The 22,060-nt window shown below is 38.8% G+C and carries 15 protein-coding genes, 1 pseudogene and 1 other annotated feature; of the genes and pseudogenes, 9 read left to right on the top strand and 7 right to left on the bottom strand.

What is annotated here, in order from left to right:
• Nucleotides 1–106 precede the first annotated feature (106 nt).
• The 7 genes from GVJ38_RS12590 to GVJ38_RS12560 all read right to left on the bottom strand — a co-directional run bounded on the left by GVJ38_RS12590 (nt 107) and on the right by GVJ38_RS12560 (nt 9,645).
• Complete coding sequence (locus tag GVJ38_RS12590; protein WP_159723501.1) at nt 107–538, bottom strand: MarR family winged helix-turn-helix transcriptional regulator; 432 nt, start codon at nt 536–538, stop codon at nt 107–109.
• Nucleotides 539–737: 199 nt separating this feature from the next.
• On the bottom strand, nt 738–2,243 hold the full coding sequence (locus tag GVJ38_RS12585; protein WP_159723500.1) for a helix-turn-helix domain-containing protein: 1,506 nt from the start codon (nt 2,241–2,243) through the stop codon (nt 738–740).
• A 259-nt stretch (nt 2,244–2,502) separates the two neighbouring features.
• Nucleotides 2,503–3,759, bottom strand: coding sequence for a chloride channel protein (locus GVJ38_RS12580; protein ID WP_159723499.1), 1,257 nt, complete (start codon nt 3,757–3,759; stop codon nt 2,503–2,505).
• A 53-nt stretch (nt 3,760–3,812) separates the two neighbouring features.
• Nucleotides 3,813–4,886 carry a replication initiator protein A gene (locus GVJ38_RS12575; protein ID WP_159723498.1) on the bottom strand — a complete coding sequence of 358 codons (1,074 nt, stop codon included), beginning with the start codon at nt 4,884–4,886 and terminating at the stop codon, nt 3,813–3,815.
• A gap of 666 nt (nt 4,887–5,552) precedes the next feature.
• Nucleotides 5,553–6,182: a hypothetical protein gene (locus GVJ38_RS12570; RefSeq protein WP_159723497.1), complete on the bottom strand. Its 630-nt coding sequence runs from the start codon at nt 6,180–6,182 to the stop codon at nt 5,553–5,555.
• 16 nt (nt 6,183–6,198) lie between these two features.
• Entirely contained in the window at nt 6,199–7,056 is an 858-nt protein-coding gene (locus tag GVJ38_RS12565; protein WP_159723496.1) for a ParA family protein, read from the bottom strand.
• Nucleotides 7,057–8,577: 1,521 nt separating this feature from the next.
• Nucleotides 8,578–9,645: an iron-containing alcohol dehydrogenase family protein gene (locus GVJ38_RS12560; protein ID WP_159723495.1), complete on the bottom strand. Its 1,068-nt coding sequence runs from the start codon at nt 9,643–9,645 to the stop codon at nt 8,578–8,580.
• 142 nt (nt 9,646–9,787) lie between these two features.
• Nucleotides 9,788–10,020: a binding site (T-box leader), on the top strand.
• Nucleotides 10,021–10,083: 63 nt separating this feature from the next.
• On the opposite strand from GVJ38_RS12560, the gene GVJ38_RS12555 reads away from it, so the two are divergent.
• The 9 genes and pseudogenes from GVJ38_RS12555 to GVJ38_RS12520 form a co-directional block, all read left to right on the top strand.
• Nucleotides 10,084–10,905 carry a MetQ/NlpA family ABC transporter substrate-binding protein gene (locus GVJ38_RS12555; RefSeq protein WP_159723494.1) on the top strand — a complete coding sequence of 274 codons (822 nt, stop codon included), beginning with the start codon at nt 10,084–10,086 and terminating at the stop codon, nt 10,903–10,905.
• A 20-nt stretch (nt 10,906–10,925) separates the two neighbouring features.
• On the top strand, nt 10,926–11,939 hold the full coding sequence (locus tag GVJ38_RS12550) for a methionine ABC transporter ATP-binding protein (RefSeq protein WP_159723493.1): 1,014 nt from the start codon (nt 10,926–10,928) through the stop codon (nt 11,937–11,939).
• Nucleotides 11,940–12,602 (top strand): methionine ABC transporter permease, encoded by a 663-nt coding sequence (locus GVJ38_RS12545; protein WP_159723492.1) that lies wholly within the window; start codon nt 11,940–11,942, stop codon nt 12,600–12,602.
• 38 nt (nt 12,603–12,640) lie between these two features.
• Nucleotides 12,641–13,417: a carbon-nitrogen family hydrolase gene (locus GVJ38_RS12540; RefSeq protein WP_159723491.1), complete on the top strand. Its 777-nt coding sequence runs from the start codon at nt 12,641–12,643 to the stop codon at nt 13,415–13,417.
• A 53-nt stretch (nt 13,418–13,470) separates the two neighbouring features.
• Nucleotides 13,471–14,634 (top strand): pyridoxal phosphate-dependent aminotransferase, encoded by a 1,164-nt coding sequence (locus GVJ38_RS12535; RefSeq protein WP_159723490.1) that lies wholly within the window; start codon nt 13,471–13,473, stop codon nt 14,632–14,634.
• 133 nt (nt 14,635–14,767) lie between these two features.
• The gene (locus GVJ38_RS12530) at nt 14,768–15,058 is read left to right on the top strand and encodes a hypothetical protein (protein WP_159723489.1); all 291 of its coding nucleotides are present in this window, start codon (nt 14,768–14,770) and stop codon (nt 15,056–15,058) included.
• Between the two features lie 73 nt (nt 15,059–15,131).
• Complete coding sequence (gene trhA, locus GVJ38_RS12525; RefSeq protein WP_159723488.1) at nt 15,132–15,770, top strand: PAQR family membrane homeostasis protein TrhA; 639 nt, start codon at nt 15,132–15,134, stop codon at nt 15,768–15,770.
• Nucleotides 15,771–16,233: 463 nt separating this feature from the next.
• Nucleotides 16,234–16,344: pseudogene (locus GVJ38_RS14505) on the top strand (hypothetical protein); the annotation flags it as partial.
• A gap of 18 nt (nt 16,345–16,362) precedes the next feature.
• Nucleotides 16,363–22,060: MBG domain-containing protein (locus tag GVJ38_RS12520; protein WP_268839989.1), on the top strand; the 5,698-nt coding region annotated here is incomplete at its 3' end.

Here is a 22,060-nt window from a genome sequence, read left to right as displayed (position 1 = left end):
TCAGTTTAATAAAACGTACAATTTCTGGAATAAAAGTCATCCGCTGCGTAAGCATTTGATTTTTGGGCAATTTTGAATGAAATATAGTTTTCAGATTTTTCTGAAATTATTTGTGCAACACTAGTGTCCTTTGATATAAAACTTGGCTCAACTTCACAAATGCTTGACGGTCTGCTGTTGAAAGTGATGCCATAAAATTTTTTTCGACTTTCACTAAAATCTGGTTGATCTCACAAGCTAGCTCCGTTCCCCTTTCCGTTAATTTCCATAAATTGCTCCGCTTGTCTTTGGGATTATCCAATCGCTGCACAATCCCGCGCTGTTCTAATTTTCGGAGCGCCCGCGTCACGTTGCTAGCATTTAAATCCGTCAAGCTGACTAATTGTTCCTGCGTTAATTGACCGTATGTTTTCAATTTGACCAAAAAATAATAATTGCTACTGTTGATCTCTAATTTGATCAAGTAGCGATCCAGTTCTTGTTGTAACATTTTGGTCAGGCTGCCTAACAATTTGTATAAATCAGTCGGTCTTTCCAAGTCATCATCCCCCTGTTAATTGCTTGCGCAAGTAATTGTACGCTCAAAAAATTTGTAGGTCAACTATTTGAACTGTTCACTGAAAAAAAGCTTGCAGAACAAATGAGAAAAACTAATCGTCTTTCCCTTCATTCAGCAAGCTTAGCCTGAGAGCCAGCCGTTAACTTAAGATCTCAGCGACATTTTTGCGTCTAGCTTTTTATTTAATGACTCGTTGTTGGATGATGTCATGATAATGCTGCCCTAAAAAGTCTTCCAAGCCGGGAACATCGTAACTATATTCCACACTAAATAAAATATACACTTGATCTGGCAACATGCCCGGATAATTTTTTTGGATGTTGGTCACGATCAGATCATATTTTTGGCCTTCTTCATACGGCAACATGTCAACTTTCAAACGCGGATCGAGTCGATTCGCTAAATAATCGATGAACACATCCGCCGTGTCCCGCTCAAATGGAAAATCACAGCCGACTTTCAGTTTGAATTCCAAATCACGGTACGCTAAATAAATCAACGACAAGTAATAATCTTCCAAAAAAAAGCCAGTGTACGCCCGATCAGATTCCGGAATGTTGGCTAGTTCCAACACCCGTTTGACGATCACTTCAGAAACGTCCACTAGTCGTTCATCTGGCAGATCATCTCGGAGATGGTCCAGCCCACTCGCCCCTAAAAAAGTGAAATTTCCTTTAAAGTAATAGATGCGATAATGAAACCGAAACAACGTGGTGATCGTTTTAAAACGAAACGCGGCACTAAACTTACTCGTATCTGCGATCTCCCGAATCAGCTTCAAGACTTCGGCGTTCATTTCAGCAACGGGATAATTTTTGCGGGTCACTTCCGTAATAAATTCATGTGTCAATGGATTATCTTTTACAAGTGTGAAGTTCGACAGTAAAAATAAATAAAACATCACCGCTTCTGAATAGTCCCAATTATAAGCAAACTGACTGTAAAATAGCGACAACACCCGATAGAGTTCTTTAAATAAATTATCTGAAAAACGATATTCTTTAGCCGTAAATTCTTCAGTCGCTTCTTCGTTAGAAAAAAGGACTAACCGCTTTTTCGTAACAACTAACCAGATCTTCAACTTGATCTTGCCGTCTTCTGTAAAGGGAAAACCCAGTGACTCTTCTAAAATCTGGATCAAATCGATCGAACTTTTATCGATGATATTTTCTTGATTGACATGATAAGGCCGCCCAAACCATAAAAGTAAAAAATAAAAATAGCGAATTTGTAACTCACTGCCAACTAAGATCCCATTTTTGATTTTTAAATCAAACTCAGCTAACAATTCATTCAATCCTTTGATCCGCCGAGACAATGTCGCTTCACTGATCGTCAATTTCATCGCCAATGATTGGATATCAAACCGACCATAATCCAATAACCACATCAAGATCTGATAATAAGTCGAATTTTCGACAAAGTAATAAAACACTTCAAGATTTGAGATCTTCCCAAAAGTTTCTAAAGTGATGACCCCATCATTGTTTTCCAATTCGACTTGGTGATTGAACGTGGAAAAAACTAACTGTAAACATTCAATATCTTCTTTGATCGTATTCCGATACGCATTCAAGTGTTCGGCGATCTCTTTAATCGTTGCACTGCCATTTCTTTCTAATAATAAATAAATAATTTGAACTTGCCGCTGCTTGCTACGTTCTAATAACTGCGAAATTTCCATAGCAAGTCCCCCCCTCCCAAATCCTACTACTATTAGAATAACATGAATCATTCATTTTTATAAAAGATATCCTATGCTAAATTCAATCTTTTTTTATTTATTACTGACAAAAGATTAGATTTAGAGAGAAAAAATTATTTTATTCCACGTATTATTCTAATTTTTCTTCCATTTTCCATTGCTTAACTGATTGAAAATAATTTCTTCAACTAAGTAGGCCAAACAAAAAAAGCTGCACCCTTTGCAGGGCACAACTTGATCAATTGATACTTCGGCGCATTTTGCGTTTTTGTTTCAAAGCTGCTGTCCGCTGTTGACTGATGTACTGGATTAAAAAATGCGCGGCAAAACTTGCTAGTAATAACCAGATAAATAAGTTCAATGGGAACAACAGTAAAAATAAAAATGTAGTCGCTAAAGGTTGTTTCAAAATGACCGTTCCCGCGCTGGCAACGAATACGACTAAGATCAAGCCAGGTGAATAATGAAAAACTTGGCTTAACGCTAACCCGATTGCTACGGTCGAAAAGATCATCGGAAAGATCACTCCGCCACGCCAGTTGAACGCAAGACAGACCATCGTTAACAAAACTTTTCCTAACCCGATCGCAACTAATAGCCACAGCTCCATCGTCGCTGCTTCCCGTGAAAATGACAAAACGCCATGTTCGCCGGAGAAAATTAAATATGGCGACACCATCCCAGCTAATCCTAAAATCAGACCACCCGTGATCGCTAAAGGAACTGGATTTTTGATCTTGTGATTGAAACTTTCTGCAGCTGCTTGGAGTTTTGAAAAACCTAAGCCAAATAAAATACCTAGACCTAGTGTTGGGATCACGAGCAGCAATCCTTGCCACGTATATTCTGGAGCTAGACGACGAATTGCAAAAACTTGTTCTTGATTCGGAAAAACAGTCGACGTTAACGTATAGCCGATAAAACCAGTAAACATCGTAATCAGATACAAGACGTAGCGTCTCACTTTACTAGCGGTGATAACGCGCCAATCTGCTTGCTCAGCTGACCGACTGATCCCAAACAACGGGGCAGCAAAAATAACTCCGAGCATCGCACCAATACTAAATTCAGCTAACTCTGCTTCCTTAGTTTCAACAAATGGATAGCGCTTAGCCAAAACCGCCATCACACTTACCATCACAGCTGCTAAAATCGCTTCTGGACCAACACTAGCTCCAAAAAGTAAAATCAAAAAGCCGCTGATAAGTTGATTGCGAGTGGCTGGTGCCGGCACTTTTGCAGGATCAGGTAAAGCAAGCGTCGGATCTGCTGGCGTCGACTGTCGCAAATTACGCGTAACTAGACCTACCAATAACCCGCCGATGCCACAGACTAACAGCGGATAAAAAATCGGATTGCCGATCCAACTGGGGACAACATCCCATAAAAAATGAGTCGCCACTTCTAAGACGCCCATAAAAACCGCGATCACGATTCCGACAACTAGGCCGATCACGCCACTACAGACAAAATAATTCAATTTTAATTTATTCATAAACCAAACCTCTCTGAACAGACTCTGCTACATTATACCAAAGCTCATTCAGCTTAAAAGACATTTTCACTAATTTTTTCATTTCTACAAGCATTTTTATGCTTTTTAACAACTTGAACCTGTGCTAGACGTTCCAACACATGCGCTAATTGCGGCGTCAATTCATAATAATCTAATAAATACCGACGCGTACACTCGGTAAAATAGCCACGCATAAACGAGAAGAAAAAGGCCGTTTTATTTTTGACTTTTTGGGTCCCATAGCGATACAAATGTTCTAAAACTTTAGCGATCGCATCTGCTAGCCCATTTTTAAAATACGGATTTTTTTCAAAGGTCAAGCCTTCCATCTCGGGGGGCAAGCCAGCTTGTAAAAATTGTTGGTTGCTGACAAATTTAGCTTTAAAGATCGTGTCAACAAACTGTTTGACCTCGTTATAATTATTACAAAAAGGCAAGAAGCGCTTAAAGGCTTGGTCTGGAATCAAATGAGCATAGCGCGCTTTTAACCCAGCAATCAATGCTTGATCGTTAGTCAATTCAGTCGCGGTTTGTGTTTCACTTGTTTGATTTGTTTTTAATTGAACTGTAGGTTGTTCTGTACTTAACGGCAAATTTTGCGCACTCGTGCTCGCAGATTTTGCGGCTGTGGATAAAGGAACTTCAGCTACGGGTTCAGTTTTTTCCCCAGTCATGATCACTTTTTCTTTCGTCGTAATATAATTTTTAAAGTTCAGCTGCACATGGATCTCAGGTTTAGGCTGAGCAGGATTAGCTACATAGATGCGATAGTTTTTTAAGCCATGACGAAGGACCTTGATCAATCCAGCTTTAACTAAATTGTTGCGTAATGTGGTGATCTTACGTTCAGAGACCCGTAAAATTTGTGCCGCTTCTTCATTTGAAAAATAAATAAAGGGGTGGCCAGCCTCATCCAACCACTGTCCATCCTTTTGACTATTGTAAAGACTGCAAGACATCCGCATCGTATATAAACTGTGGAGTACCATCGCTTCAATCGATAGCTCCGCGTATTGTGGGTTGTTGATTAAATTTAAATCTAGGGGTAAATAATTTCCTGTCGGTAAGTTATCCCCAGTCATGATATTTTCTAAAAAAGTAGACATAAAAAAACCTCCTAAAACTTCGTTGTGGACAGCAAGTAACGAAAGTTTTAAAAGATTTGTAATGTCACAGGATTAACGATTGAGAAAATCCCAAAAATATAGTATACTAAATAACAGTTAGATGAGAGTGCCAATTTTCACTAACCAAACCAAATATTTTTATGTGACTGCTAATTCGCCAAAATTAGCTCAAATCTTGAGAGTTTAAAGATCGCCAAATCTTTGAACTCTTTTTTTCGTTCTTGCCTTACACTGTTAGGATAAGCGAAACAAACCTGATTGTAAAGCGATTTTGCGTCACCTTTTTTTAAGGTAAACCTTAGCCTACTAAAGGTGAGATGTTTAAGTTTACCTCAATTAATAAAAAAAGATCAAAAAAGTAAACTTTAATTTTAGCGTCTCACCTGTCTTTTTTTAAGCGAAAAAGGAAATTAAAAAGTAGTAGTTTTATCCACATGTGGATAAAACCCTTGAGGGAGAAAGGATTTTGCGGTTTTATCCACAATCGGGCTTAAAGACGAACTTTTTTGAGGTAAACTTTTTAAATAGTCTTTTTATTGTTCAAAGTTTACTTTAAAATTTCAAAATAAAATAAAAAGTAAACCCTAATTCTCTTAAATGACAGAATTAAGGTTTACTTTTTTAGTTTATTTTTCTAATCTTTTTCTAATCTTCTCCGGATTGTTCTCGCCTGATTTGCTCAAAAAGCTTCTTATACTTAGGATCTTCCAAGTAATCGGCCATAGAACTTTCTTCTAATTGGGTTAGAAAATTTCGGTCATCCATGGATAATTCACGTTCAAAATAACTAGTATAAAGAAAATCAATCATACTATCGATCGTTTTATTATCAAACTTGAAGTCGATTAGATTTTGCAAACGGATTTTTGTGCGAGCAGAGATTTTTTGCATCTCTAATGCCTTTAATCTTGGATCTTTGTATTGGCGCCGACGCCCGCGACGATGGGTCTTTTGTCGAGGCTCACTTTTAGTTTCATGTTCTGAAGCGATGTCTTTCATACGAGTAGCTTCTTCATGAGCCTGTTCACGGGCTAAATTAAGGGCATTTGTTTCTTTTGCTTGTTGCATTGCAGCGGTCCGTTCATTTTTTTTCACGGTTTTAGCTGGTGTAAGATGTGTCGCAGCATTCTTTTTTAGCTCGGTGGGCGTTTTTGTTTCTGTAGGGATCTTTTTTTGTTCTTTTTCTTTCTCTCTGTTGGAGTAATCCGACATTTTTTCGATCCCTTTATTACGATTAGCAGCAAGCAGTGAGTTCAGCTTCATTTTTTTAGCCATAATGAATCACACTCCCCTACTCTTCTCCGGTCAACAAGATACGATGTTCATCGATCTCTTCTAGGACCTTGATGAATACTTCATGTGCACGGCGATCCCACTGTTCCGTCTTACCATTTTTGTTGATCTCAAAAGTTATTCCAGAACCATCATAGCGTTTTAAACGGCTTTGATTCAATACAACAGTTTGGAGCAGATGATCGCCGTAAATCTCGCGAGCTGCTTCATAAATCTCTTGATCAACGGAGTCTCGTTTTTGCATCATAAATGGAATGATTCCGACGACCTCTAAATCAGTCCCATATTGTTCAATGAAGAAATTCATATAGTCAATGTAGTTTTGTGCCCCTTTTAAGGACTTCACTTGAGTCTGTAAAATGACGATGACATACTCAGCCACGTACATTGCTGCATTAGAATACGTACTGATTGTTGGTGGAACATCAATATAGATCACATCATAAATCTCTTTTAACGGTTCAAATAATTTTTCGATATATTGAAATTGTAATAATTTATTCCCAGGAAATTTTTCGATCATATAATCAGGAAAATCTGAAAATGAAATATTTGCGGGAATTAAGTCCAGATTCGGTAAAATATTATAGATTGAATCCATAATATTTTCATTTTGCACGGCTTCCCAAATCGTATTGTCAAAACCGTCTGGCTCAGTTGGTAGATCAGCATTACCAAAATTTTCTGCCGTCAATGCTAACGTCGTACTCGTATTACCTTGTGGATCCAAATCAATCACTAAAGTTTTGCGTTTTTTATGATACGCACTTTCAAAGGAAAGCATTTGAACGGTGGTGGATTTCCCTACCCCGCCTTTAAAATTACCAACAACATAAGTCTGTGCTTTTTTTGTCATATGAATACCTCTACTCTATTAATATAAAAAAAGTTTACCACAAAAAAGATTGATCAGCAATTTAAAGTTTACTATAAAATTAGTGTTTAACGTTAACCTCTAATGTAGGTGACTTTAAAAAGTAAACTTAAAATATTTATCGTTGAAGTAAACCTTAAATTATAGACGGAATAAAAGTAAACCTTTTAGAAAGTTAAAAAATAAAGTAAACTGTAAATTCATGTGTACTTTATTGAATGTACAGCTATTTATCAAGAGGAGGTTTTAAATAATTGCTGAAATCAATTGTAGTTACCTGTAAATGAAACAAAGAATTAAATGCAGTAAACTCAATTAATTTTTATAAGAAAGGTGCTTTTAAAACTAATAAATACAGTTGACCTCAAATATAAAACGGTATTTATAGTAAACTTCAAACAGTAAAAAGTAAACTGTATTGACTGATAAAATAGATTAAATCAACTAATTTATATTTTAAAAGTTAACCTCAAATGAATAATTAAAGGTAACCATATAATGATAAGATAAAAAGTAAACTTTTAAAACTTATTTTAAAGTAAAAAGTAAACCTTAAATGAAAAAATACAGTTAGCCTTTTATGTTATAATGCAGTAAACTTCAATAAATGATTTTTATTCCATACTATTGAGGTAAACTTTTTATATCTAGAAAATAAATTTTTAAATTAGTGACAATAGTCTATAAACAAGGTCGTTCCAGCAAAAATGGCTAAACTATTACTGGTTTCAGTATAACAATTAATAGCATTAAGGTTTACTTCAAAACTAATAAAAACTCCAATCATTCCAACTAGATAAAAAGTAAACTTTTTATCTTTAGGGTTTACTTTATGTGTTTTCAATATAAAGTAAACTTAAATTGTATAAAATTATAAATAAAGTATACTCCAATTATTAATAGAGACCATCTCCAATAAGAAGTAAACCTCAATTAATTATAGTTTTAAAGTTTACTTTATCTATAATAATTAAGGTAAACTATTAGTTTGAAAAAGTAAACTTCAAATTATTATGGAGGATTATAAAGTGTATCCAAAAAGGATTGATAATTAAGGGTACATCATAGTAGGCAGTTTGTGCTAAAAATGGCGTTACTTATGGTATAAAATGAGCGTTTTAACAGTGATAATAGTGAAGAAGTTGTTGAGCAATAAAAAAACGAGCGAGAGAAGAGTTCGAAAATAAAAGCCGTTTTAGCGGCTATAAAGAAGTTACCAAAAATAAGTCGGACAAAATATAAATTAGATTTGTTTCTGAAAAAGGGAAAATAATAAAAAAGTTTTATTTTAATAGAATTATTTTATAAGGTAAACTGTATAGTTATTTATTTTTTTTATTCTATAAATGACCCTTAATCATCGTATTGATAGGAAATAAAATAAGGTAAACTTTTATTATTTAAAAGTTTACCTTATTTGTTCTATCAGAAGTTTAAATTTTTCTGTGTTATGAAATGAAGTTTAGCTTATGATCGTTTGGAGGGGCTTTTTTTAAAATTTATTTACAGCTCTTCGACGGTGTGAACAGCTTGCCAAACGTTTTCTTCCGTAATAGCTGGATCAACCATCCGGAAGGTTTCATTTTTGCTTGCGGCGTGTTTGATCACAGGAGCTAAATAAGTTTGGGAATTGTCGGTGACATTTAATTCATGGAGTTTCAGCGGTAGACCTACTGCTTCATAAAAAGGTTGTAGTTTTTTGATTTCAGCTACATCTCCAGTATGCGCTAGCTGAACTAAGATACCATAAGCTACTTTTTTACCATGAAGTTGATCATGCGTTTCAGTTAAGTATGAAAGGCCATCATGGATCGCGTGAGCACCTGCGGAACGACCATAAGTAGCCGCAAAACCACCAGATTCACCAGCAAGAGCAATCACGGTATCCACGATGCGACCAAATGCAGGAGAAACATTTTTTTGTGTCAAATCAGTTAATGCTTGTTTGGAGTCGGTTAATAAAATAGCAGAAATTTCTTTTGCTGCAGTGATTCCTAAACGGATGTAGGCGGTCTTATGATCACCATCTAAATTGCGCGTGATACCTTCGATCTCGTACCATTTAGCTAAAGTGTCACCGATTCCAGCGACTAAATAATCTTTTGGCGTAATTAGTAGAAAATCCCAATCAACTAACGTTAAATAAGGAGCACGAACGAAATAGCCAATCTCGCGAAAAGTGCGATCAGGGTGGTAAACGGCAGCAACTGGAGTAAAGGGTGCACAGTTAGATGCTAAAGTGGGAATGATCAAGACATCAGCTGCTAAATTTTCTGCTACCATTTTAGAAGTATCGCAAACGCGGCCGCCACCAATTGCTAAAATCAAATCGGCTGTTTGGATCTGATCGGCGATGTGTTTAGCATCTTCACGGCTAGCACTGCCATCATAATGAAAGACAGGGTAGTTTAATTTTTTCTGATAGTAGTCATTAAATACTTGAAAAGAAATCTCCCCGGTCACAATGGCGATTTTTTCAAACTGTTTTAAGTAAGTTGGTAGTTCTTTCAATACTCCTTGACCGCTAACGTAGCGATTCGCGCCGGGTCGGACTTCATTTGCAATAGTCATGGGGCTTCATCTCCTAAATATAAATTGTTATTATTCTAAATGTTCTGAAGATTAAAGTCAACTGTGAAAAAAATAAATAAAAACCCTTGACAGATGAAAATAAAGTGAGTAAGATACTCCCATAAACAAAAACACAGCAAAAGAAAACGTGTTGAGAAGGAAAGTACAAACAGGATGCTTCAAAGAGAGTCTGGGTAGGTGAGAGCCAGGCAAGTTTGAATGTTTGGAAAATGGCCTTTGAACGGTGGCGGCGATAAGTAGTCGCTAACGGGGTAGCGCTCGTTACATTCGCTCTAGTATGATTGTACTAGTGAAGGTAAGAATCGCAAGGTTTTTACAAACAAAGGTGGTACCGCGAGCAAGCTCGTCCTTTTTAGTCAGTGACTAGAAAGGACGAGCTTTTTTCTTTTAGCAAATCAATCCAAGGAGGAAGACAACATGAGTAAATTAAGTAAAGGTATTACATTAGGAGTATTGGCATTAACAACCGGTTTATTATTAGCAGGTTGCGGAAAGGCTGAAGGTAAAGCTTTAGATACTAAAAAAGTGACAGTGGGTGTGACATCAGGCCCTCATCAAGAATTAATGGAAGAAGTTGCCAAACAAGCTAAAAAAGATGGATTAGAAATCAAGATCAAAAGTTTTGACGATTACAACACACCTAATACCGCACTAAACGATGGTGATTTAGATGCGAATAGTTATCAAACGATTCCGTTTTTAGATCAGCAAGTCAAAGATAAAAATTATAAGATTCAAAAAGTTTTCAAAACGGTGGCGTTCCCATTAGGTGTTTACTCGAAAAAAATTAAAAGTTTGGATGAGTTAAAAGCAGGAGATAAAGTCGGCGTACCAAATGATCCGTCTAATGAATACCGAGCTTTGAAGCTGTTGCAAAAAGCAGGTGTAATCAAATTGAAAGCAGGCGTGGAAGAAAAAGCAACTAAAAATGATATCGCGGAAAATCCGAAAAAAATTGAGATCGTTGAATTGGAAGCTTCTCAGATCCCGAATCAGTTAGGTGAATTGTCTTCTGCTGTGATCAATACGAATTTTGCTATGGGTGCGGGTCTGACGATCAATAAAGATTCTATCTACCATGAACCATTGAAAAATAATCCATATCCAAATGTCTTTGTCGTTCGAACAGAAAATAAAGATGACAAAGTCGTAAAAGAATTGAAAAAATATTATCAATCGGCTGAAACGAAGAAATTTATCGAAAAACGGTTCAAGGGTTCGGTTGTTCCGGCATTCTAAAGTAGGAAGGAGGTTTCCCAATGATTGAATTAAAAAATGTCTCTAAAACGTTCCAACAAAAAAATCGAAGGATTGAAGCCGTAAAAAATGTTACGCTTTCAATCAAACCAGGGGAGATCTTCGGAGTTGTCGGGTATTCTGGTGCAGGTAAATCTACTTTGATTCGGATGATCAATTTTTTAGAGCCCCCAACGACCGGTGAAGTTTTGATTAATGGTAAAAATTTGAATCAATTGTCAAAAAAAGAATTACTACTGGAGCGGCGTAAAATCGGAATGATTTTTCAAGGCTATAATTTATTGTCGACCGCGACGGTTTATGAAAATATTGCGAAGCCGTTGCAATTAGAAGGAGTAGATAAAGCAACGATTCAAGCGCGAGCTGATAAATATTTGGCGCTCGTCGGTCTAAGCGATCGTAAAGATAATTATCCAGCCCAGTTATCTGGGGGGCAACGGCAGCGGGTGGCAATCGCTCGTGCCTTAGCTCACGAACCTGAGATCTTGTTGTCAGATGAAGCCACTAGCGCACTTGATCCGGAAACGACTGAATCGATTTTAGAATTGTTGCTAAAAATCAATCAAGAATTAGGAATCACGATTTTTTTGATCACCCATGAAATCGAAGTCGTACAACGAATTTGTGATCGAGTAGCAGTGATGGAAGCCGGTCAAGTGATCGAAGAAGGTCCTGTGATTGAAATTTTTACAACACCGCAAGAAACGACGACAAAGCGTTTTATCGGAGCAAATGAAAATTACGATGTTCCAGCTGAAGTCTTAGCAACATATAAAAAGACCGGTCGTTTAGTTCGCTTGCAATTTATTGGGAGCGAAGCGACGGAACCCGTTTTGTCGCGCGTGGCAAAAGACTATCCGCTAGTACCTAATATTTTGAGCGGGAATATCAGCTATTTAAAAGAGCAGCGTCACGGTCGCTTGCTGGTGGAACTTGCGGGAGGCAGTCAGCAAGATTTTGAAGCTGCTAAACGATACATCACGTCACAAGGAATCTTTATCGAGGAGGTGGTCTAAATGGCTGCATTTTGGAGTCAGTGGGGAGCCGTTATAATAGAAGGATTAGGTCAGACCTTAGTCATGGTGGCTGCTGGATTAGGGATTTCCATCGTGATCGGAATCCCCCTAGGTGTCTTCTTAGTGTTATCACGCCCCAATGGATTGAATAGCAATCCAGGTTTATATTCAGTGTTAAATGGCATCATCAATGTATTGCGCTCATTACCTTTTATTATCATGCTGTTCTTGATCTTACCGATAACGAAATTCATCGTGGGGACAACGATCGGTGTTCGCGGTGTGATCTTACCATTAATCGTTTATACGGCACCTTATTTAGCCCGACTAGTAGAAACGTCGTTATTAGAAGTGGACCAAGGTGTGATCGAAGCGTATCAATCGATGGGGATCAGTAATGGGAATATCGTCAAAACTGTCTTATTGCGGGAAGCGCGTGGTGGGATCATTCGTGGATTGACGATCGCGATGATCGGGTTGATCGGGGCAACGGCGATGGCTGGTTTAGTCGGTGCCGGCGGTCTTGGAAGTATTGCGTATCAATATGGTTTTTTGCGAAATGAACCTGGTGTGATGTACGGCACGATCGTATTACTGATCATTTTAGTCCAAATCGTTCAATCACTAGGCAATGTGATCGCTAAAAGTTTGGATCGAAATTAAGTTTGCTCAGATCCAAGCTAGTCAAATGAGGTGAAAAAATGAAAGTCAGTTTATTGCAGTTAGATATCGTGTTTGGTAATCCAGTTGCAAATTTCAAACAGATTCGTGAAGTATTTCAACAACAAACATTCACGCCCGGGCAACTAGTGGTCTTGCCTGAGATGCTAAATACCGGGTACGATCTGACTCGGTTAGAACAAATTGCTGATACTGATGGGTTAGAGACTCAAGCGTTGTTTGCAAAACTTGCTCGAGAACAGGAAATCTTTTTAGTAGCAGGTTCGATCGCACGTAAGTCAGGAACACAATTTTTCAATACTAGCTACAGTTTTGCTCCAACTGGAGAATTGTTGGGGCAATATGATAAAGTTCATTTGTTTGGCTTGATGAAAGAAGATCAGTATTTGGCTGCAGGAGCTAAATCGTTGACCGTTGCCATCCAGCAGCAACGCGTCTCCACTGTGATCTGTTATGATTTACGGTTTCCCGAATGGTTTCGTAGACAAGCAAGTGGCGGGACTGATCTATTTGTGATCCCGGCACAGTGGCCCAAACAACGATTAGATGCTTGGAAAAAATTACTGCAAGCTCGAGCAATCGAAAATCAAGCCTTTGTTGTCGGGGTCAATCGAGTAGGCAGTGATCCCAACAATCAATTTGCCGGTCATTCGCTCGTGGTCGATCCGTTGGGGGAGATCATTTTAGAATTAGGTGAGGCACCTGAGATCGGAACCGTCGAACTTGATTTTACTCAATTAGCAACAGTCCGCGGTGAGATCCCAGTGATCCATGATCGACGCCCAGAACTTTATTAAATGCGTGAAGCTGGACGTAGCAGTTCGGCTTTTTTGAAAAGGAGAGGAATAATATGCCTCAATCAGAAATCTTACAACAATTGCCGGCGCAGTTTTTTGCGTCATTAGTCAAAAAAGTCAATCAAAAAATCGCGGCTGGTTATGATGTGATCAATCTCGGACAAGGAAATCCAGATCGGCCAACACCAGATTTTATTGTGAAAGCGACTCAGCGAGCACTTGCGGACCCAGCGAATCATAAATATTCGCAATTTCGTGGCAATCAGCCCTATAAGCAAGCAGCCGCAGATTTTTATGCGCGTGAGTATGGCGTGACGCTTGATCCTGAAACTGAGATCGCTGTCTTAGGAGGATCAAAAATCGGGTTAGTGGAATTACCGCTTGCGTGGTTGAATCCAGGTGAAACGTTATTGCTGCCTGATCCGGGTTACCCTGATTATCTGTCAGGGGTAGCGCTAGCTCGCGTTAAAAAAGAATTGTTCAGTTTAAAACCAGAAAATAATTATTTGCCAGATTACAAAAATTGGCCGCAAAGTCGCTTTGAAACAGGAAAATTATTGTATTTGAATTATCCTAACAATCCGACAGGTGCCCAAGCAACGGCCGAATTTTTTGCCGAGACGGTGGCAAGAGCTAAGCAACATCAAGTGAATGTCGTGCATGATTTTGCTTATGGAGCTTTGGGAGATGGTAAAACTAAACCGCGTAGCTTTTTACAAACTCCTGGAGCTAAAGATGTGGGGATTGAACTCTACACACTTTCGAAAAGTTTTAACATGGCAGGCTGGCGGGTTGCATTTGCTGCGGGAAATAAAGAAATGATCGAAGCACTTAATTTGATTCAAGACCATTTGTTTGTAGGGATTTTTCCGGCTTTACAAGCAGCGGGTGTAGCGGCACTGACTGAAAAACAAAATGGGATCACAGAACTAGTCAACTTATACAATGAACGACGCAGAGCTTTTGTCACCGCTGCAGAAAAAATCGGCTGGCAAGCTTATCCAAGTTGCGGAGCTTTTTATGCGTGGATGCCGGTTCCTGCAGGCTATACGAGTGAACAATTTGCGGATTTATTATTAGATGAAGCCCACGTAGCGGTTGCAAGTGGAAATGGTTTTGGAGAACAAGGCGAAGGGTTTGTTCGCATCGGACTAACAGTCGAAAAAGATCAGCTCGTGGAAGCTGTGGCTCGAATTGAAAAATTGAATTTGTTTTAAAGCCGAGGCAACTTGAATCAACGAGTTGCCTTTTTTAAGTAACTGACGCCAAGACTAGCTTATCTTCAAATAGGCTTCTGACTTGGCGGCTATTTTTTCCTACTATATAATAGTAGGAAAGTGAGGGATCAAGATGCGGGGAAAAGAATTTTTAGCGGCATTGAAGATTGATGCGGAAGGACCATTACGAGAGTTATCCGCATTTCGATATATCTATGTGGAACACGATCAAAAATTGACCAATCAATTGAAATTAGAATTCGAAAATGATCAAGTATGGCTTGTTTTTGATCCGAATGAACAATTGACCGTCAATCAACTCGTCCTTTTTTTGAATGCCCATAAAGAAGCTTTTTTATTTTACGGTGAGCAACAACCAATTTACGGGTACCGACTTGCAGCTGAGGGTTTGATTTTAGGATAAATAATTAGCTGGTTTATCTAACTAGATTGAACTATATGAATAATTATGTTAAGCTTTTTTGTGAGGTGATCGAATGGATACAAAGATGAGTAAGAAATATCAAATTACCAATGAAGTGCTGAATGCGGTGACGCATGGTATTGGTGTGGTCTTGAGTATCGTGGGTTTCATTTTTTTGATGCAAAAGGCTAACGACGCATTGAGTTATGCAGCTTATATCGTGTATGGGATCAGTTTGTTACTTTTGTTTTTAGCTTCGACTTTATATCACAGCTTGATCTTCACCAAAGCTAAAAAAGTTTTACAAGTTTTTGATCATTGTTCGATCTATTTGTTGATCGCTGGGACATATACTCCGTTTTGTTTACTTGCGATCCGTGGAAAGTTAGGAATCATTTTACTAACAGTCATTTGGGTCAGTGCAGTAATTGGGATCATTTATAAAAGTCTGACGCTCGTCCATCAAACAAGTGTCTCCAAGTTGTCGACGATTTTATATAATATCATGGGGTGGGGCGTGGTGATTGCTCTGCCGAATCTCTATCAAAATCTCGGACTTAAAGGGTTGCTCTTATTAGTAGCTGGTGGGATTACTTATTCGTTAGGTTCTGTTTTTTACAGTATGAAGCATAAAAAGTTCATGCATGTTGTCTGGCATTTGTTTGTCATGGCGGGAGCACTTTTGATGTTTTATGCCATTTATTTAGCTTAGAAAATGAAAAAAAGCGGCTGCGGCCGCTTTTTTTGTTGCACGTAATAATCATAAAGCCCTGTTAAATCAAGGTCTTTATGAGATGTGAAAAAATTATGACGGAAAAAAGAAAAGTTTTTCAATCATAAATCAAGTTATTTTATTAAATCAAAGCAACCGATTGTATTCAACCTTAGAAAGGGGAAATTCTTATTTTTGTGCACTGGAAACTAAAAAAGATAATGAAAATGAAAAAAGGGGGCTGAAATTACTTTTCATTTCATGTAAATCAGTATAAAAATGAAAAATCAAGTTAAATTGATTAATTCAAATTAGATTATTAATCTCAAAAAATCCGACTTTGGATTAAAAACGTGATGTAAAAATTCTACCAGGGCTGGCTATAATGTTTTTAGTCGTAAGGGACACGAACGCAAAAGCATTCCGCGTTTGATTTTTAAAACATTAAGGAGAGGATACACTAATGGGAAAATATGGTAAGAACAACCCCTTGAGAAACACAGAACGGAAAGATCTTCACTACAAGATGAAGAAAAAAGGTAAAAACTGGGTCTTCTCAATGTTGTACCTACTATCGTTCGGAATGGTTTCAATGAGTCTTGGAACTATGGACGTATCCGCTGATACCGCAGTCGACGATGTTAACGGAGAATCAAGTACCACCACAGATAGTCTCGCCAGTCCATACATGTCAGAAAGTATGAACACATTAAACAGTTTGGCTGGGACTTCAATGCCTGTCACTGAAGCTACAACTGCACTTGAAACTACTACAGCAACTTCACAAGCACAACCAGAAGTCACTACGCCAACTGCTGAAACAACTTATAACCAAACTACAACTGCTCCAGCCAATGAAGTTACACCGGCTACTGAAAGTACGACTGTAACTGAAGCGGTAACGCCAACTACCACTTGGCAAGAAAACCAAACCGCAACGCAACAAAGTGTTCAATCAACTACGGCAACACAACAAAGCACAGTCGAATCTAATACTGCTCAAACGGGAACTTGGACAGAACCAAGTACAGTTGCTCCAAGTCAAACGACTTCAACGGAACAAAGTACGGTCAAACCAACAGTTCCAAGTGTAGCAGATCCAATCGTACCAGAAACACCAAGTACGGAACAAACGACTACGCAATCACACGCAACTCATGCTGGGACGGTAACTGAACAAACAGCACCGACTCAAGCACAAAAAAATAACACGACTGCCGCTACCAACGAACAAGTCGTGCCAAGTCAAACTGAACAATCTCAAACGACAGAATCTACCACGAATTCTATCGTAAATGATAAGCAAGATCATAATACAACAGCTTCTACCACAGCGCAAGCTAATCCAGAAAACGTTACAGAATCTACTACAAACCACAATCAATCTGTAACAAATGAAACAACAACTAAAGAAGAAACGCCAACTTCTACTAGTAAAGAAGGCATGACGTCTACTTCTACCACAGCCACTAAAGAAGAAGGTACCACGACTTCATCTAAAGAAACACCGGCTGAAAATACAACAGAAAAATCTACGACAGTCACTGATGAAGCTGTTAAAACAGAAACACCTGCTAGCAAAGAAGAACCAATGGCAGCTGTACCAACTCAATCAGAAGAACAAGTAACGACTTTACCAGAAAATGAAGCTATCGCACCCATTGCTGGAACGGTTGAACAAAAAGCGGAAGCAACTGATATTCCAGTTGATCAAAACCGGATCGAAGAAATGAAAACTATCAATGGTGAACAAATTCGTTACGTGACGCTTTACAATGTTTCTGATGAAGAATTCCAAGCAGCACTAGCACAAGCAAAAAAAGATTTTGAAAAAACAGGGATCCAACAACATGTGGCACGAGTAGCTGCTACGGTTCAACATACGGATTCTTATCTTTATGGACAACAATTAGCTTTATTGAATATAAACCAACAAAATGGGGATTTTAATTATAATAACTTAGATAAAATCTCTGATTACTATATGAAAGTCGAAGATTATTTAGCTGGTAAGATCACAGCGGATAAACTTTATATCAATATGAATGCAGGTCACGGCCTTGAATCTGCTACTCAAATTAAAGAGGGAACTAAATTTGGTAAAGGTCTTGATGGAAAATATGGCTTGCAACCATTTATTGGGAAATATCAAGCTAATTTAAAAGAATTCCAATCAGGATATACACAAGTTTTAGTTGACTGGCATAATGCCTTGAAGAATCACTTCAATCAAATCGCAACCCAAGCCACTGCAAATTCGGATCAATTAGCAAGTTCAGTTGCTTATAATCCAAATGACTTTGACCCAGCTGCAGGTGGATTCAATATCGGGAAAGCTATTAGTGATGCTTTGAAAGTAGTTGGGAAAGGTGCTAGCGTAGCAGTTAGCGAAAGTTGGGACGCAATCGTTAAAGCAGTCAATGCGGCTTCCCAATTAGTCTTGCATAAAGATATTTTACCTGCAACGGATGTCATCAGTAAAAATGCAAATATCTTCCAGTATAAAGATCAAACAAAAGCTGGTGTAAGCAAAGATGTCAATGATATCACTGCAAACACTGCTAACAGTATCAATGGTTTGATCAAATTAGTTTTACCTACGATCCAAAACGTCATTATGTATCAAGCCTTCCACCAAGCACAATCAATTGGTTTGATTCAAGGTGATGGCAATCTTTTCACTGGTAAACAAGCAATCGATATGCCGGATACATTATATGATGCCTTGCAATTGAATAGTTCACTTGCTTCTTTAGCTAATATCTTTGGGTTGAGCAATGGTGCAAAATCTGAAGTTGCCACACAATTATATCAAGATCTTGCTTCAGCGATCAAACAATCCGTTGTAGCGAACGCTTCTAAAGGGATGGATTTATTGATCAAACAATATATGTCTGGTCAACCAATCTCAAAAGAAGATATGGCGGCGATTCAAAATGGAATCAAAGGCTGGAACAAAGGCAACGATAACATTTCAATTGCTAATGAAGGACAAACGGTTAAAAATAGCCAATTAGCTCAAGCGATTGGGTATGCATTTGCCAATAAAGTTGCGCCAAATATCATTAAATTGGCTTCTGATAATGCACTTTTACAAGATAAAAGCGTACAAGGGATGACAGATGCTGATTTCCTTAAAATGCTGTATGACAAGAGTCTTTTAAATGAAAATGATTATAAAGATTTATTGAACAATACGAAGAGCAGTATTAATGACCCAGATAATAAATATCAACCAGATAAACAATTTGCAGTCAATACATTGCGTCAAATGTACAATGCTGAATATGGTGCGATCGAACAAGCGGTCAGCGATTTCACGAAAGATCCAATCAATATTGGAACAACCCCAACTTGGGTCAATCCATCATCAGGTACGTCTTACAAACTAACGGACTATGAAAAAGTTTGGAACTACTTGAGTACGACTAATGTTGCACGAGAAGCAATCAAAGATGCGGATAACCAATCACATGAAAATGCAACAGATCCAACAAAAGCACAATTAGCTGGGAAAGTTGCTCATGTTACTTCAGCTACAGATGAAGCTGTTAAAACAGGGAATGCCGATAAATTAAAAGGTTCTGCCCAAGTTGAAGGCCAAGAAGGTCAAATCGATAAATTATTGAAACAAGTTTATATCGGAATCTACAACAATGAAGCAGACATTGCCAACAAAGCTTATGCTGCTGGGGCAACAGAATTCAATCGTCAATCAACTAGTGATGACTTCAAGAAAACTGGGATCTTGCCAGGTGTTGATAAAAGTAGTGATCCAGATGGCTTATCAGGTCATTATGATGAAACTGCTCGGATTCAAAATCCTGCAGGTCAAGTAACTGGTCAAGCCTTTACAGATGGTTTCAACAATGCAGCCAAAGACATGGTGAAAGTAATCGCCAAAGTCGCACCTGCAGATGGTCAACCGGCTGATAAGTTTCCACAAACAGGAACGGATGCTTATCGTTATTATGTCATTAAAGACGGCGACACTTCACAAAAATTTGCGGCACCAACGATCAATGGTTGGACTCCAAATGTCACAGAGATCGGCTTAGATCGGAAGGCTGCTACAAAAGTTGATGGTGTCAATACGATCACACTTAATTTCACGTATACGAAAGACCAAAGTGCTGACGAAGATGCTACCGTTACATTAGGTGACTCAAACTATAACTGGGATAATACAACACCAGAATATCACACCTTCAAGAGCGGTGAAAAAGCACCACAAGTTGTCTTGCAATTAGGTAAAGACGGCAAAACATTACCAATTCAATTAACTTCAGATGATTTTGAAGTAGTTGGCGATTCTTCAGCTAAAGCTGGAACCTATACGTATCGTTTGACTGGTAATGGCTTGCAAAAAGTCCAAGACCAATTAGCAACGTATAATAAAATGAACAAAAAATCTTATAGTGTCTCAAATGCTGATGCAACAGGTAACGTTACAATCAACAAAGCTGCTGCAACAGGAACATTAACTGATGGTTCGATGAACTATGATGGTAAGACAAATGCAAACCAATTTGATGGAACAGCAAACAAACCTTACTTCACAATCAACGTTCCTGGTTCAGATAAGACTAAAGTCGTTGAATTAACAAATGATATGGTTGATTTTGCGAAAGGTGATTCAAACAAAGCAGGTCAATATGATTTCAAAGTAAATCAAAAAGGGATCGATGCGATCCAAGCAGCAATCGATGCTGATCCAACGCTTAAAGGAAATGTAACAGCACCTCAAGCAGATGATAAAGCTTACAATGGTCAATTTACGATTATTGATACTTACTTAGATGCAGATAAAGTTGCTGGAAACAATGCTACAAAATATTACGATGCACAAACAGCCGATAAATTACCACAAGCAAATAAAGCAAAAGTCACTGTTAGTGTGAATACTGGTAATACGTCAACTGATGTCCAACTGGATTCAGAAGATATGATCGTTGATAACAATGCTTCTAAAGTTGGAACTTATACGTATCATTTAAGTGATGCAGGTAAAACGAAAGTTCGTGACTCTGCTGCTCGTAACGGTATGAACGTAACAGATGATCAATTGAACAACGTAACTGGTCAAATCAACATTGAAAAAACAGCTGACATCATTGTTGAAATGCAAGATAAAGCTGGTAATGTAATTGGTACGAAGACGATCACTGATACACCAAATGGCGCAACAGTCAATGTAGAACCTGGTGAAGTCCAAAACTACGTGGCACAAAATCCAAATGGTGAAGCAGTTACTGTTGATGGCGATACAGTTCGCGATTCAAAAGGTGATCCATTACAAGACAATAAAGTAGTCTTTGTCTTTGATGATGATAAGAATCATGATGGACAACCTGATGAAGGGGACTCTGATTCAGATTCAGATACAGATTCAGATGCAGATAGCGATGCTGATTCAGATGCCGATTCGGATGCAGATAGTGATACGGACGCGGATAGTGATGCTGACTCAGACACGGATGCCGATAGTGATGCCGACTCAGATGCGGATAGCGACGCCGATTCAGACGCTGACTCAGATGCCGACTCAGACGCAGATAGCGATGCTGATTCAGATGCAGATAGCGATGCGGACTCAGATGCGGATAGCGACGCCGATTCAGACGCTGACTCAGATGCGGATTCAGATGCGGATAGCGACGCCGACTCAGATGCAGATAGCGATGCCGACTCAGACGCTGATTCAGATGCAGATAGTGATGCGGATTCAGACGCTGACTCAGACGCGGATTCAGACGCAGATAGCGATGCGGATTCAGACGCTGACTCAGATGCGGATTCAGATGCGGATAGCGACGCCGATTCAGATGCAGATAGCGATGCGGATTCAGATGCCGACTCAGATGCAGATAGCGACGCCGATTCAGATGCGGACTCAGATGCGGATAGCGACGCCGACTCAGATGCTGACTCAGATGCAGATAGCGATGCCGACTCAGATGCAGATAGCGATGCTGATTCAGATGCCGACTCAGATGCGGATAGTGATGCAGATAGCGATGCGGATTCAGACGCTGACTCAGACGCCGACTCAGATGCAGATAGCGACGCTGACTCAGACGCCGACTCAGATGCAGATAGCGATGCGGATTCAGACGCTGACTCAGATGCGGACAGCGATGCCGACTCAGACGCCGATTCAGATGCGGATAGCGACGCCGACTCAGATGCAGATAGCGATGCCGACTCAGACGCTGATTCAGATGCAGATAGTGACGCAGATTCAGATGCCGACTCAGATGCGGATAGCGACGCCGACTCAGATGCAGATA

Source organism: Enterococcus sp. CSURQ0835, from assembly GCF_902706605.1.
Lineage (GTDB): Bacteria > Bacillota > Bacilli > Lactobacillales > Enterococcaceae > Enterococcus_A.
Note: the sequence above shows the minus strand (reverse complement) of the source record. Positions and strands in the feature narration are given on the sequence as shown.